Origin of the sequence: Rhodococcus sp. IEGM 1306, assembly GCF_036541985.1 — a bacterium.
GTDB classification, from domain to species: Bacteria; Actinomycetota; Actinomycetes; order Mycobacteriales; family Mycobacteriaceae; genus Rhodococcus_F; species Rhodococcus_F qingshengii.
This window is the reverse complement of sequence record NZ_JAZHFF010000005.1, coordinates 353,515-367,580: the sequence shown is the minus strand read 5'-3', so window position 1 is coordinate 367,580 and position 14,066 is coordinate 353,515. Positions and strand designations below refer to the sequence as shown.

Below are 14,066 nucleotides of genomic sequence, written 5' to 3'. Positions count from 1 at the left end.
TGTGGTGTCCGAGATCCCACGCAAGAGTTCTGCCCGTACTGCCAAACTCGCGAGCATCCCCTTGGGGATGGCTGGTCGCGCCGCCATGGGCTTCGGACGCAAGCTCGCCGGCGGCGACAAAGGCGAGATCGACGCGCAGTTGAGCGCGAAGGCCGCCGAGCAACTGTTCGCGGTGCTGGGCGAACTCAAGGGCGGCGCGATGAAGCTGGGCCAAGCGCTCAGCGTCATGGAGGCGGCAATTCCGGAGGAATTCGCGGAGCCGTACCGCGAGTCGCTGAACAAGCTTCAGGCCGCCGCCCCGCCACTGCCGACAAAGCAAGTACACAAGATGCTCGACCAGCAACTCGGAACCAAGTGGCGTGACCGATTCCAGTCGTTCGACGACGAACCGACTGCGTCGGCCAGCATCGGGCAGGTTCACCGAGCGGTCTGGGCCGACGGCCGCGACGTGGCCGTGAAGGTTCAGTACCCCGGCGCCGACGAAGCTCTGCGCGCCGATCTCAAGACCTTGGGCAGATTTGCCGGCCTGTTCGGTTCGGTCATGCCGGGGGTCGATGTGCGGCCCGTGATCGAGGAGTTCACCGCTCGCACGGAGGAAGAACTCGACTATCGGATCGAGGCGAACAATCAGCGAGCTTTTGCCAAAGAGTTCGACGGCGATCCGCAGTTCGTGATCCCGCACGTCGTGGCGAGCGCGCCGAAAGTGGTCGTGACCGAATGGATGACGGCAACCCCGCTGACCAGAATCATCGAGAGCGGAACGCCGGAGCAGCGCAATGCTGCCGGTGCACTGCTCGCCGAATTCCACTTCGCGTCTCCGGCCCGTGTCGGCTTGCTCCACTGTGACCCGCACCCCGGCAACTTCATGCTTCTCGAAGACGGTCGACTCGGCGTCATCGACTTCGGTGCTGCTGCGCCGTTCCCGAACGGGCTGCCGCGGGTTCTCGGCACGATGGTGCGCTTGGCGGTCGAGGAACAATTCGACGAATTGACGGAGTTGTTGCGCGCCAACGGTTTCGTGATTCCTGGACGCACAGTGACCGACAAGGAGATCGCGGATTACCTGCGACCATTCACCGACCCGATCCAGACCGAGTCATTTCACTTCACTCGAGCGTGGCTGCAAAAGGCCGCCGGAACTGCCACTGACTTCAACAGTGCGCAGTTCCGAACGGCCCGTGCACTCAACCTTCCGGCCGAGTATTTGATGATCTTTCGTGTTCTTCTCGGTTCGGTCGGCATATGCGCCCAGTTGGACGCATATGCCCCGTACATGGAAATCCTGACTCGCTGGTTGCCAGGGTTCGCGGAGCCGGTTCTGGATGAAACCGGCTCCGCCGAATAAGACACCGGCTCCGCCGAACAGGGCTCTCACGCGCACACAAGTTGCTTGCGTGGGCGCCCTCTCGGTCTCTTGCGCGCTATGACGGCCCCCTGATCGAGGATCTCGCCTCCCCACACCCCCCATGGCTCGGCGCGGTCGAGAGCCGCACTGAGACAACGGGAACGGATGGGGCACTGCGCGCACAGTGCCTTGGCCTGCTCGAGTTCGGCCGGAGCTTCGGCGAACCAGAGATCGGGGTTGGATGCCCGGCACGGCAGGTCGCGGCGGGTGGACGCGGCCTCGATGAACGTGACTGCAGCCGAAGTGACGTCGGTGGAAGTTACTGCAGTGGTGGAGTTTTCGGATTCCACGCGGATTGTCTGGGCAGACAACTCGGTCTCCTAGTGCTCGGATGCGAAACTGTGTCGCACGATATGGGTTCGATGGGTGCGAACCTGAGCCGAGTCGGAAACCAGATCAAGAGGAGTATCCAACACAAAGGCCACGGTCCGCAGGGGCTGCGGGTCCGTGGCCGTAAGTGAACGGATGTGTCCTACCGAGGAATACCTCGATGGCTTAAGAACACGGACTCGACAGCTGCTTTCTTTGCTGCTGCTTGAGGGCGCAGGCGGAACGCATGCTGCGCCCATCCCGCTGCACGCGGCAGCATGGGGGCGGCAACAGCGAACTTTGCGCTTGCGCACGCTTCGTAAGAGATCAAGTTCGTCATTTTTTTGCCACCTCCATTTCGTGTCGGTCCGGATAGTTTCTGCGCACAGGTTGCCCCGTAACACTGAAAACCAGAGTAGAGAATCCGTCGAATCTGCACAACCTATTTTTGACCTGCGGTTATGCAACTCACGGTTGTCGATTCGGATGTGTTGTCAGATATCGAGTGTTGCCGCTCGCAGTTCACCGCGAATGACAGCTAGTACGTCTTCGCCGAAATTGTCGAGTTTCTTCGGCCCGATTCCGGGAATCGAGACCAGTCCACGATTGTCTTGTGGTCGTTGTTCGGCAATAGCCATCAGCGTGTTGTCGCTGAAGACGACATAAGCCGGAACTTTGAGTTCTCGGGATTTGTCCAGACGCCAAGCCTTGAGATGTTCGAGCAATTCCAGGTCGACATTGGACGGGCACTTCTCGCAGCGTCCGAGCATTGTCGCCGACGTCCCGATCAACGGTTTGCCGCAGACTCGGCAACGCGGACGCTTCTTGTTCCCCGATGACGGCGCGGCTACGCGTGAAGCCGGTGAGTCCTCGGGAATGAGCCCGTTGAGGAACCTCGACCGGCGACGGGACTTGCGGCCACCCTCGTTGCGAGCCAATGCCCACGACAACTGCAGATGCTCGCGGGCGCGAGTAACCCCCACGTACAGAAGCCGGCGCTCCTCCTCCACGGCGACGTCGTCGGCGCCCGAATTGGCGTCGCCGAGAACGTGTTGGATCGGCAGCGTGCCGTCATTGAGGCCGACCAGGAACACCGCATCCCATTCGAGGCCCTTGGCGGCGTGAAGCGAAGCCAACGTCACGCCCTGCACGGTCGGTGGGTGCCGCGCCTCGGCTCGGGCTGTGAGCTCTTGTAGAAGCCCGGTGAGCGACAGTTCGGGTTCGTGGACGAGTTGTTCTTCGGTCAGCGCCACGAGAGCCGAGAGCGACGCCCAGCGCTCGCGGGCCTGGGTGCCCGAAGGTTCTTCATTGGTCAGACCGAGTGGTGCGAGTACAGCACGAACCAGTGAAACCAGTGCTTCGCCGTTGTCTGCGCCTTCGGGGAGGTCGTCTCGTCCGGCAGCCTGACGCAGCGCCGCCACCGCCTGACGAACCTCGGTGCGAGTGAAGAAGCCCTCGCCGCCACGCACCTGGAACGGGATGCCGAGCTTGGTGAGTGCCTGCTCGTGCGCCTCGGACTGAGCATTGATCCGGTACAGAACAGCGATCTCGGCGGCGGGGGTGCCTGCCGCGATCAGCCGTTTGATCGCCCGCGCAACCCCGAGTGCCTCGGCCGGCTCGTCGTCGAACTCCATGAACTCCGGTTCAGGGCCCGGTGCTCGTTGCCCGATCAACTGCAGGCGCGTCCCGGCGATCCGCCCGCGCGCCGCACCGATCACACGGTTGGCCAACGACACGACCTCAGGGGTGGAGCGGTAGTCCCGTTCGAGCCGAACGACGGTCGCTTCGGGGAACTTCCGGGAGAAGTCCAACAGATAGTTCGGGGTGGCGCCGGTGAAGGAGTAGATGGTCTGATTTGCATCGCCCACCACGGTCAGGTCGTCGCGGTCCCCCAGCCACGCGTCGAGCACGCGCTGCTGCAGCGGGGTGACGTCCTGATACTCGTCGACCACGAAGCATCGATACCGCTCGCGGAACTCGTCGGCAACCGTCGAATGCTCTTCGAGCGCAGCCGCTGTGTGAAGGAGGAGATCGTCGAAATCGAGGAGCATGCCGTCCTGGCCGCGAGCCTTCAGTTCTTCGTATGCCGCGTAGACCTGGGCCACCTTGGCAGCATCGACCGGCGCCTCGCGACGAATCTTGGCTATCGCGCGTGGGTAGTCCTCCGGCGCGATCAGCGACGCCTTGGACCATTCGATTTCACTGGCGAGGTCGCGGACGCTTTCCGTGCTGGTGGACAGTCCCACCCGGGCCGCGGCACTGCTCACGACCGCGAACTTTCGATCGAGCAGACGCCACGGCGTGTCGCCGACCACCTGCGGCCAGAAGTACTTCAGTTGCCGGAGGGCGGCCGCGTGGAAGGTACGAGCCTGCACCTGCGGCCCACTCCCACCGACGCCGAGCTCACGAAGACGCCCGCGCATTTCCCCGGCCGCACGCGCGGTGAATGTCACGGCAAGCACCTGCCCGGCCGACACATGACCGTCGGCAACCAGATGAGCGATCCGGCGCGTGATTGTTCGGGTTTTGCCTGTTCCAGCGCCCGCGAGGACGCACACCGGGCCGCGTGGCGCGAGCACGGCGGCCGATTGTTCTGGATCCAGTCCGGTGTCCGCAGGCATGGGGACCATCATGGCAGGACGTTCCGACACTCCGAACGCCGCGCCCGACGGTATGTGGGCAAGAGAACACGGCCCGATACGGAACAACGCTCACGGTCGTGGTGTTATATCGGCCGTGACTTCTACCGAAAATGCGCCTGCCCTGACCATCTACTCGACCACGTGGTGCGGCTACTGCCGCCGCCTCAAGACGCAGCTCAATGCGTCGGGGATCGAGTACACCGAGATCGACATCGAGAACGATCCGGCGGCAGCCGATTTCGTCGGCAGCGTCAACGGTGGCAATCACGTCGTTCCGACCGTGAAGTACGGAGACGGCAGCGTCGCGACCAACCCGTCGCTCAACCAGGTCAAGCAGGCCCTGGGTCTGTAGATCTTCTCCGGCTGCTACTTGACCCGGCTCTTACTTGACCCAGCTCTCGAGCATTCCGCGAGCGATGGAGATCGACCCGGGCAGCAGCAGTGGCGCGTCCGCTTCCGAACCCCAGTCGCCGAGTTCGAGAGCGGAACGCACCTCGTCCTTCGTGAACCAGGTGCCCTCGGCGATCTCGCCGTCCGCGAACAGAAGCGGAGCGGCGGGGTCGCCGATTGCGGCGAAGCCCAACATGACTGATCGAGGGAACGGCCAGGGCTGGCTCCCGAGGTATCGCACGCTGTGCACGTCGATACCGACTTCTTCCTTGATCTCGCGGACAACGCAGGTTTCGAGAGACTCACCGGCCTCGACGAATCCCGCGAGAATCGAGAAACGTCGCTGCGGCCAGGTCGGCTGACGCGCGAGTAGAACTCGATCGCCGCCGTCGTGCACCAGGCAGATGACCGCCGGATCCGTTCGGGGAAACTCCTCGTGACCGGTGGACGTGGAAATGCGTGACCAACCGGACATGGTGGGTTCACTCGGTGCGCCGTCGATAGCGCTGAATCCGGCACTGTCGTGCCAGTTGAGGATCGCGACGGCACCGGTCAACAAGCCGGCGTCCGCGTCGTCGAGTGTTCCGCCGAGCATCCGCAGTTCGGACAACGTGCCGGCCAGCAGCGACACTCGCACCGCCCAGACGTGGCGATTCTCCCGAATTCCCAGGAACACCGCGCCGCGCACCGGCTCGGGCCCCAACTCGGTTGCCTCGGCGAAGACCAATTGACCTTCCGGCGACACCTTGACCTGCCCCCGTGAATTCACACGAAGGAGCAGCGCATCCGCCCAACCCGTCGTCAGTGCAGCGGCGTCCGACCGCAATTCCTCGGCGCGGCCGACGCTCGAGCGTGAGAGCAGCGGTGTTTCGGTCAGCTGGAAGTCGTTCACGCTCACGACATTACTGCGCGCACGAAGCTCGGTAACACTCAGTTCGTGACGCGGCGGATGTACAGCAGGCGATCGTTCTCCTCGACAGCGTCCACCTCGGGCGAACCGACGCGAACCAGGCGGCCGTCGCGAACGACGCCGAGCACGATGTCGGAGAGATGACGCGGAGAGCCGCCGACCTCGTCGCGCTCGACTGCGCGCTCGGCGATCGCGAATCCGGCTTCCGGAGTCAGAAGGTCTTCGATCATCTCCACGACAGTCGGCGTCGTGGTCGCGATGCCGAGGAGCCGACCTGCCGTCTCCGAGGAGACGACGACGGAGTCCGCACCGGACTGACGCAGCAGATGCGCGTTGTCGGCTTCACGGATGGCCGCGGCAATCTTCGCTTTGGGTGCGATTTCCCTCGCAGTCAGGGTTACCAGAACGGCGGTGTCGTCACGATTCGTGGCCACGATGATCGACGACGCGTTCTGTGCGCCGGCCAAGCGAAGTACGTCCGATTTCGTCGCCGAACCGAACACCGTCACCAGGCCCTTGCTCGCCGCGGAATCGAGGACGGTCTGATCGGTGTCCACGACCACGATCTCCGACGCCGGTACTCCGTCACCGAGCATTGCTTCGATTGCCGTCCGCCCCTTGGTCCCGTATCCGACGACGACGGTGTGATTACGCACGTGCTGCCTCCAACGCTGAATTTTGAACGCCTGACGCGAACTCTCGGTCAGAGCTGAAAGTGTGGTTCCGACCAACACGATCAAGAAGAAGATTCGAAGTGGCGTGATCAACAGGACGTTGACCAGGCGCGCCGACGGCGTGAACGGAGTGATGTCGCCGTAGCCGGTGGTCGAAAGCGAAACCGTCGCATAGTAGATGCAGTCGAGCAGCGAAAGCTCGTTGTCCTGCGCGTCGCGGTATCCGGCGCGATCGATGTACACGATCAAGACGGCGGCGGCGAGAGCACCGAGAGCGATGAGAACTCGCTTGTAGATGGCCCGCGCCGGGCTGGTCTGTAGCTGGGGAATGCGCAGCACCCCGACAAGGGCGAAGTCAGGCTGATCGGTCAATGCTTCCGACCTGGTCAAACGCGCCCGGAGCTTACCGGCCATACATCGACTCTCTCACTCGAATTTACGAAATACCTACACGGACATCGGCAGGCAGCGTAACCCTCGAAGATCGACTTCGGAACTCGGGCGCCCATTAGCGCACCGGTTGTGGGCGCCGATACTGGCAAGAAGGTCCACCGTGAGGCAGGCTGGGCAAATGCCTTTCACCAGTTCGACGTCCACTCCCGGCCAAGCAGCAGCTCTTCGCTTGTCGGCCCTCCTACTCGGCGCCGGCACCATGCATTTCGTAGCGCCTTCCTTCTTCGACAGCACCGTTCCCCGCCAGCTTCCCGGCCAAGCGCGCACCTACACCCAGGTGTCGGGCGTCGCGGAACTGGCGATCGGCGCTGCCTTGGCCGTGCCGAAGACCCGCAAGCTCGGCGCGGGCCTTGCCGCCGCGCTCTTTGTTGCCGTGTTCCCCGCCAACATCCAGATGGCGATCGACTGGTGCCGAAGCCCGAAGACGTCCACACCGCAGAAGATCGGTTCGATCGCACGTCTCCCCCTGCAGGTTCCGCTGGTGACCGAAGCACTCAAGGCTCGTCGAAACGCAAGCTAATCTTGCGCGCCTGCCGTTCGGATGAGGCGAGCGAGAGCCTCACCGTCCGGCAGGTTCTCGGGGGCGATGGTGCGACCCGATCGAACGTAGTGAAACGCCGCCCGCACCTTGTCGGCCGGAAACTGTTCGTTGCGCCCGGCCGAACGAGCTCTGGCCGACATCAATTCGGCCCAGGCCACCCGGTACGCGGCCAACTGCATCACAACAGCGTCCTCGTTGGCGGCCGACGGTTCGGCACCGGTCTTCCAGTCGATCACCGTCCACCCGCCGTCGGGATCGGCGAACACCGCATCGATCCGACCTCGCAAAACCGTTCCGGCAATGGATGTTTCGAAGGGAACCTCCACTTCGATCGGACTGCGATTGGCCCACGGGGACCGCAGGAACGCATCCTGAAGCTTCACCAGATCGGTCTCGGGCCCCGCGCCGGTATCCGCGGCGCCTGGTAGCTCGTCGAGATCCAACAGCCGGGTCGCACCGAACCTTCGCTCGATCCAGGCGTGAAAAGCCGTGCCTCGCCGAGCGAGCGGATTCGGTGGGTACGGCAGTGGCCTACGAAGCCGTGCCGCGAGTTCGTCCGGATCTGCCTTGAGGTCGACGAGTTGAGTCACCGAAAGCTGCGCCGGGAGAATCACTTCGGCACGCGCGTTCGCCCGGGCTTCACGCTCGGCCAGGAGCACGTCGACGTCCGAGGCCCAGTTCTCCGGATCGTCCTCCGGTTCTTCCGTCTCCTCGCTGTCGTTCGGCAGCGATGCGAGAGCGGACAGGACGCTCGCGGCTCCGGCCTCGACGGCGCCGCGGCGCGCACCCAGCGGATCTGGCGGCCACTGCGCGGTTCGGGGCGTGGAGGCCAACGGGTTCTCGGTGTCGGGTTCCGGGGCCGGTGCCCATTCCTCCACGACGCCGATCGCACGGTGCGAGTCTTCCTCAGCGGGATCGTTTTCGGCAGTGACCATCTGCTGCAGCTCGTCCAGGAACTCCGAAGGCCCCTTCGGTTCCGAACCGGATTCCGCCCAGTGGTGAGCCGAGATGAACAGCGCCCGTTCGGTTCTGGTCAGCGCGACGTAGAACAACCGCCGATCCTCGTCCAGTCGACGGTTGGACAGCGCCTTCTTGTGCGCCGTGATGGCGTTCTCGAGGTCCTTGCGGTTGTACAGCTCTTCGAGGTCGAGCACGGGCACACCGTCCGCCGAATCCGCGTCGACGGCCCGGTCACCGCGCAACGACGGTGGCAGTTCGGCGAGCGCCCCGAGCCATGATCCGGACGCTGTGGACGAGGGGAAAACCCCGTCGCTGACATGCGGGATCGCCACCACTTCCCATTCGAGCCCTTTCGCCGAGTGCACGGTCAAGATCTGGACCCGATCCGGCGCCACCTCCACTTCGCCTGGCGTGAGGCCCTTTTCGATCTGTTCGGCTGCCGCGAAGAAAGCCAGCATCCCGGTCAGATTGGCCGTTGGACGCGTCGCGTAGTTAGCGACAACGTCGGCAAATGCGTCGAGATGCTCGCGGCCCGCGGTCCCGACGACGCCGACTCGGGTCCGCGCGCCCGCCTCGATTCCGATCCCGAGCACCCGCTCGACCTCCGCCACCAATTCGGTGAGCGGCTGGCCGATACGTTCGCGCAACGACGCCAACTCTGCCGCTATCGCGTTGATGCGTGTGTACCCGAGAGCCGAATAGCGTTCTGCCGGGCCTGGATCGGAGATCGAGTCGACCAATCCTGCTTGCTCGGCGTTCTCCCCGGGCAGAGCATCGTGGACCGCCGAGGTGAGCGCCTCGGCGTCGGTGACCGCACCCGCCGTTCCGTATCCCGCGGAGATGGCAAGTTCGCGGGAGCGTTCAGAGAGTGCCGCGAGGTCTTTCGCGCCGAGCTGCCATCGCGCGCCGGTGAGCAGCCGAACGGCAGCGCTGCCCGCGAGCGGATCGGCGACCACCCGGAGCATGGCGATCACGTCAGCCACCTCGGGTGTATGCAGGAGCCCACCGAGTCCGACCACTTCGACCGGCAGACCCTTGGACCGCAAGGCCTCGGCCAGCGGGGCAGCATCGGCATTCCGGCGGATCAACACAGCCGCCGTGGGCGTCGGGCGGTCTTCGGCACGTGCCGCCTCGTATTCTTCGGCGATCTTCTCCGCCACCCACTGGCGTTCCTGTTCGACGTCGCCCAGCAACGCCAGTCGAACGTCTCCGGCGACGGCTCCGGGCCGCGCACGAAGAGTGCTGACAGCCACGCCGCGTCGACGCAACGGCGCCGAAGACAGGTTGGCCAGCTCGAGAGCCTCCGGCGGGTTACGCCAACTGGTGAGCAGTTCGAGTGTCGGAGCCGGTTTTCCGTTGGCAAGCGGGAAGTCGGTTGCGAACCGCGGCAGGTTGGCCGCCGACGCGCCGCGCCAACCGTAGATCGACTGCATCGGATCACCGACGGCCGTCAACGCCAAGCGGCCGTCGGCTCCCCCACCGAACAACGAGGACAACAACACTCGCTGCGCGTGACCGGTGTCCTGGTACTCGTCGAGAAGAACTACCCGAAAGCGCTCACGCTCGGTCTGCCCGACCTCCGGATGTTCGGAGGCGACCCGGGCCGACAGTGACATCTGGCTGCCGAAATCCAAAGCGCCTTCACGCCGCAGCGTCTCAGCCAGCCGGGCGACGAGAGGCAACAGCTCGATGCGCTTATGTTGCACGTCAAGGTAATTCAAGAGCTCTTTGCTCGGTCCACCCCGCTGTTTCGGGCCGGCAGGCAGAGTGTGGATCAGCTTGTCCAACTCGGTGTGTGCCTCGAGCAGCTGCTCGGGATCGACCAGATGCTCCGCCAACTGACCGGAAAGGGCCAGGACGGTTTCGGTGATGGACCCAGGATTCTTGTCGGTGTCCAGATCGCTGTCCCAACCGCTCACGACGCGGTGCGCAACCTGCCACAGTTCGGTCTCCGACAACAGCGTCGCCGAGGGCTCGATGGGCAAGAGGAGTCCGTGTTCGGACAGCAACCGTCCCGCGTACGCGTGGTAGGTACTGACTTCGGGTTCGCCGGCCAGAATCCGGGAACGCACTCCGCCGGTGGGGTCGAGTGCCCGCAGAACGTCCGAACCCGCCAGCCGCGCCAAGCGCTTGCGGATTCGCGAGGTGAGCTGTTGCGCCGCTTTACGCGTGAAGGTGAGGCCCAGAACCGCCTCGGGATCGACGAATCCGTTGGCCACCAGCCACACGACGCGAGCAGCCATCGTTTCGGTCTTACCGGCACCGGCACCGGCGACCACCAACGTCGGACCGAGCGGTGCGGCGATCACTGCCGCCTGCTCGGGCGTCGGCGGGTGCTGACCGAGCGCAACCGCCAGGTCGACAGGGTCGATCTTCGGTCGGCGTGCCTTGGGCGTTGCGGCAGCCACTTAGTTACTCACCTGTCGTCCCTCGTCGTGTGCCGGGCAACTCGACCGCACCGGGCAATGTCTACATCCGTCGTTGACGCGGGCCAGGTATTCGGGTCCCTGCGTCGCTGCCGCAGCATTGTGAATGACGTCTCGCCACATCTCGACGGCCTCGGCAGTCAGCGGCGGCTGAACTCGCTGCGCCGCACCGTCTTTCTTGTTGGACTTGGCCACGAATACCAGGCGTGCACCGCCGGGTTGTGTAGCCGGTTCGCCTGCAATCGCACCTTCGGCCGCTGCGACCTGGTACGCCGCCAACTGCGCGTGAGATTGCGCGGCCTCGTTACTGACGGGGTTTCGCGCAGTCTTGACGTCGACAACCACCGGACGACCTTCGGTGTCGCGCTCGAGCCGGTCGATCCGGCCGCGAAGCTTGACCGCGGGCGCTCCTTCTTCGCGCGGTTCGAGGACCCCCTCGACCGCGACCTCGACGCCGACTTCGGTCAGTTCACCGCGAGTTGCATTCATCCAGGCGGTGAACGTCGCCAGCATCTCCCGAGTTCGATTGAGCTCGCGGCGCGAATACCACTGCGATCCCAGGTCTATCGATTCCCAAGCATTTTCGAGTGCCTTCTCGACCTGGTCCGGCGGAATCCTACCGGCCAGCGCCTGGACCAGGGTATGGACGAGAGTGCCGGCGATCGCGTGAGTATTGTCTCCGTCGCTGCCGCCATGACGCTCGAACACCCATCGGAGCGGGCATGTTTCGAGAAGCTCGATGGTGGACGGCGAGAGTGACACCGGTCCGTCCTCGGGTTGCCACATGGGAGCCGCGGTGCTCGGCTCTGCTGTGCCATACCACTGATCCGGATGCGCGCCTCGTACTCCGGCGGCAGCCAGACGCGCCAACTGGCGAGCTGCACGGGAATGCTTCTCGGGGTCGAAATGCGCGATGTCGGGATCACACACCACACTGCGAAGCTGTGCGACCAGCGCGGGCAGCGACAGAACCCGGGTATCCCCGGTCTCGGGTGCAACGACGTCGAGATCGGACGTCGGATCATCCGAATACGCGTCGCCACGGATCAACTCGTCCACGAAACGCGAAGGCACCAGATCGGTGTCACCCGAAGCCGACTCGACCGCGGTGATCAGCAGGCGGCGACGAGCACGGCTACAGGCGACAAGGAACAACCGGCGTTCCTCGGCCAGCAGCGGCGCGGTTCGAGAGAGTCGTTCGGCGGCCGAGTCACTGCCGTCAGAGACTCCGTTGACCAGGTCGATCAGTGCTTCAGTACGCAGCAGCGAGCCGCGTGCCCGCAAACTCGGCCAGAGCCCCTCCTGCACACCCGCCACCGCCACGACCGCCCATTCGCGCCCCGCTGCGGCGTGAGCGCTGACCACGGTGACGGCGTCGGGAGCGATGACCGATCGGCTCCGCGAGTCGGTCGGTATCTCCTGGCTGGTCAAGTAGTCGACGAAGCCGGCGAGTTGCGAACGCGGCAGCCGGTCGACGTAGTTGGCCGCGGCGTCGAAGAGCGCGACTACGGCGTCGAGGTCGCGATCGGCTTGTGAGCCGATCGATCCCCCGCGCGCCGACGCAGCCGCCCAGCGCCGTTCGAGGCCCGTCGCCTGCCAGGCAGCCCACAGAACTTCCTCGACCCCGAGACCTCGCTCGAGCGGTACTCGGGCCTTGCGAAGGACCGACAGCACGCGATTCAGCGCAGCAGCCTCGACGTCCGTCAGTTTGCCCATGAGCCGCTTGGACTGCGCGCGATCCTCGTCGATCAGGATGAGCCGCAACAACTCCGACGAATCCCGATCACTTCCCGACGCCAACTCGACGCGGCGCAGACCACGACGCAGCCGGCGCAGGGTGACCGGTTCGGCGCCGCCGATGGGGCCGGCCATCAGGGCCAGGGCGTCGTCGCCGGTGAAGTGATCGCCGCCGAGCGCCCGGAGGACCAGCAGCAGGCCGGACACTCCGTGTTGCCGGGCGAGCGGCAACTCGGTGGCAGCAGTCGTCACGGGTACCCCCGCTGCGAGCAGAGCTCGCCGTAGCGGGGCAAGGGTGCGTGGGACCGAGCGCACGACAACCGCCATGTCGGACCACGCAATCCCGTCCAGCAGATGCGCCCGGCGCAAGGTATCTGCGACGACTGCCGCTTCCTTGGCCGTCGTACCGAGAACACGCACCGACGCCCGTCCCGGGTCCTCATCGGTGAGATCGGACGGAACCGCGATGCGGTGAGCGAGGTTGCCGGGCAGTCGCGCAGCGATCTTGGCCGCAATCGACGCGACGTCGGCATTGTTGCGAAACGTGGTGGGCAGGATGACTTGGCGCTCGTCTCCGCGCTCGGCGAGTTCGAGTAGAAAAGCCGAATCAGCACCGCGGAATCCGAAGACCGACTGATCGGGATCGCCGGCTACGACCGTGCCCGCAGTGCCGGTGCCGATCAGTCGAACCAGTTGCGCCGCCTGCGGATCCAGATGCTGTGCATCGTCGACCAAGAGGTGCCGGATACGGGCGCGCTCGGAGCGAAGGAGCTCGGGATCGGTGGCGAACGCCGTCAACGCCGCACCGATCAACTCAGCCGCGTCGAGTGCCGGCGCCGTGGCCTCCGGGGCCTCGACGCCCACGCTGCCACGCAGCAGCACACCCTGCTCGTAAGCCTCGGCGAAGCGGCCGGCCGCCACCCACTCGGGGCGGCCGCGCTTCTTGCCGAGCTTGACCAGATCTTCGGGACCGAGCCCGCGCTCGTTGGCGCGCAGCATCAAGTCTCTGAGTTCGACGGCAAAACCGTTCAAACCCAGCGCAGGACGCAGGCGCTCGGGCCAGCGCAGTGCGCCGTCCTCGATGTCCCCACGCAACATCTCGCGCAGTACCGAGTCCTGCTCGGCACCGGTGATCAATCGTGGCGGCGCGTTGCCGTGTGCGGCGGCTTGGAGCCGCAGCACGGCAAAGGCGTAGGAGTGAACGGTGCGTACCAGCGGCTCACGGGTTGCCTGCGGTCCGCGTTCCTGTTCGTACCCCAGCAATCCGGCTGTGATCTGCTCACGAACCTGCGTCGCAGCCCGACGGGATTGCGTCAGCACCAGGACCGATTCGGGGTCTTCGCCACCGGAGATCCTCTGCACCGCCAGATCCACGAGAAGGGACGTCTTGCCGGTTCCGGGGCTGCCGAGTACCTGCCAGGGATTCCAGGCGTCCGCCGAGCCGAATGAAGCAGGGCCGAACGCGAGCTGGAACGGATCCTCGGACGGCGGCGCGAACAGCCGGGCCGTCCCTTCGTCCCATGTTCGGGGTGTCCGAGACGGCGCAGTTCGGTGCACCAACCGCGCCCGCGGAATGGTCACTTTGCTGCGTGTTGCCGTCTCACTCACCCAGGCATTCC

9 protein-coding genes are annotated in these 14,066 nt (G+C 65.0%); 3 read left to right on the top strand and 6 right to left on the bottom strand.

Going from position 1 to position 14,066, the window contains the following annotated elements; all coding sequences use genetic code 11:
- Position 1 precedes the first annotated feature (1 nt).
- The gene (locus V3587_RS17180) at positions 2-1,345 is read left to right on the top strand and encodes an ABC1 kinase family protein (RefSeq protein WP_200315477.1); all 1,344 of its coding nucleotides are present in this window, start codon (positions 2-4) and stop codon (positions 1,343-1,345) included.
- Between the two features lie 26 nt (positions 1,346-1,371).
- Here V3587_RS17180 and V3587_RS17175 read toward each other — a convergent pair whose 3' ends face one another.
- Together V3587_RS17175 and V3587_RS17170 are read right to left on the bottom strand one after the other, a co-directional pair.
- Positions 1,372-1,695: a WhiB family transcriptional regulator gene (locus V3587_RS17175; RefSeq protein WP_095969131.1), complete on the bottom strand. Its 324-nt coding sequence runs from the start codon at positions 1,693-1,695 to the stop codon at positions 1,372-1,374.
- A 513-nt stretch (positions 1,696-2,208) separates the two neighbouring features.
- Positions 2,209-4,347: an ATP-dependent DNA helicase UvrD2 gene (locus tag V3587_RS17170; RefSeq protein ID WP_124566383.1), complete on the bottom strand. Its 2,139-nt coding sequence runs from the start codon at positions 4,345-4,347 to the stop codon at positions 2,209-2,211.
- 103 nt (positions 4,348-4,450) lie between these two features.
- On the opposite strand from V3587_RS17170, the gene V3587_RS17165 reads away from it, so the two are divergent.
- Positions 4,451-4,708 carry a mycoredoxin gene (locus V3587_RS17165; RefSeq protein ID WP_003942350.1) on the top strand — a complete coding sequence of 86 codons (258 nt, stop codon included), beginning with the start codon at positions 4,451-4,453 and terminating at the stop codon, positions 4,706-4,708.
- Between the two features lie 30 nt (positions 4,709-4,738).
- Here the strand turns inward: V3587_RS17165 and nudC are convergent, their stop codons facing one another.
- Both nudC and V3587_RS17155 read right to left on the bottom strand, forming a co-directional pair.
- Positions 4,739-5,638: an NAD(+) diphosphatase gene (gene nudC / locus V3587_RS17160; RefSeq protein ID WP_200315479.1), complete on the bottom strand. Its 900-nt coding sequence runs from the start codon at positions 5,636-5,638 to the stop codon at positions 4,739-4,741.
- 38 nt (positions 5,639-5,676) lie between these two features.
- Positions 5,677-6,744 (bottom strand): potassium channel family protein, encoded by a 1,068-nt coding sequence (locus V3587_RS17155; RefSeq protein ID WP_095969129.1) that lies wholly within the window; start codon positions 6,742-6,744, stop codon positions 5,677-5,679.
- A gap of 157 nt (positions 6,745-6,901) precedes the next feature.
- Between V3587_RS17155 and V3587_RS17150 the strand changes: the two genes are divergently transcribed.
- Positions 6,902-7,303, top strand: coding sequence for a DoxX family protein (locus V3587_RS17150; RefSeq protein WP_200315481.1), 402 nt, complete (start codon positions 6,902-6,904; stop codon positions 7,301-7,303).
- On the opposite strand, the gene V3587_RS17145 is transcribed toward V3587_RS17150, so the two are convergent.
- The gene (locus V3587_RS17145; protein ID WP_283377012.1) at positions 7,300-10,692 is read right to left on the bottom strand and encodes an ATP-dependent helicase; all 3,393 of its coding nucleotides are present in this window, start codon (positions 10,690-10,692) and stop codon (positions 7,300-7,302) included. The two genes, V3587_RS17150 and V3587_RS17145, sit on opposite strands and share 4 nt — an antisense overlap.
- The gene (locus V3587_RS17140) at positions 10,693-14,055 is read right to left on the bottom strand and encodes an ATP-dependent helicase (protein ID WP_283377011.1); all 3,363 of its coding nucleotides are present in this window, start codon (positions 14,053-14,055) and stop codon (positions 10,693-10,695) included.
- Positions 14,056-14,066: the final 11 nt, after the last annotated feature.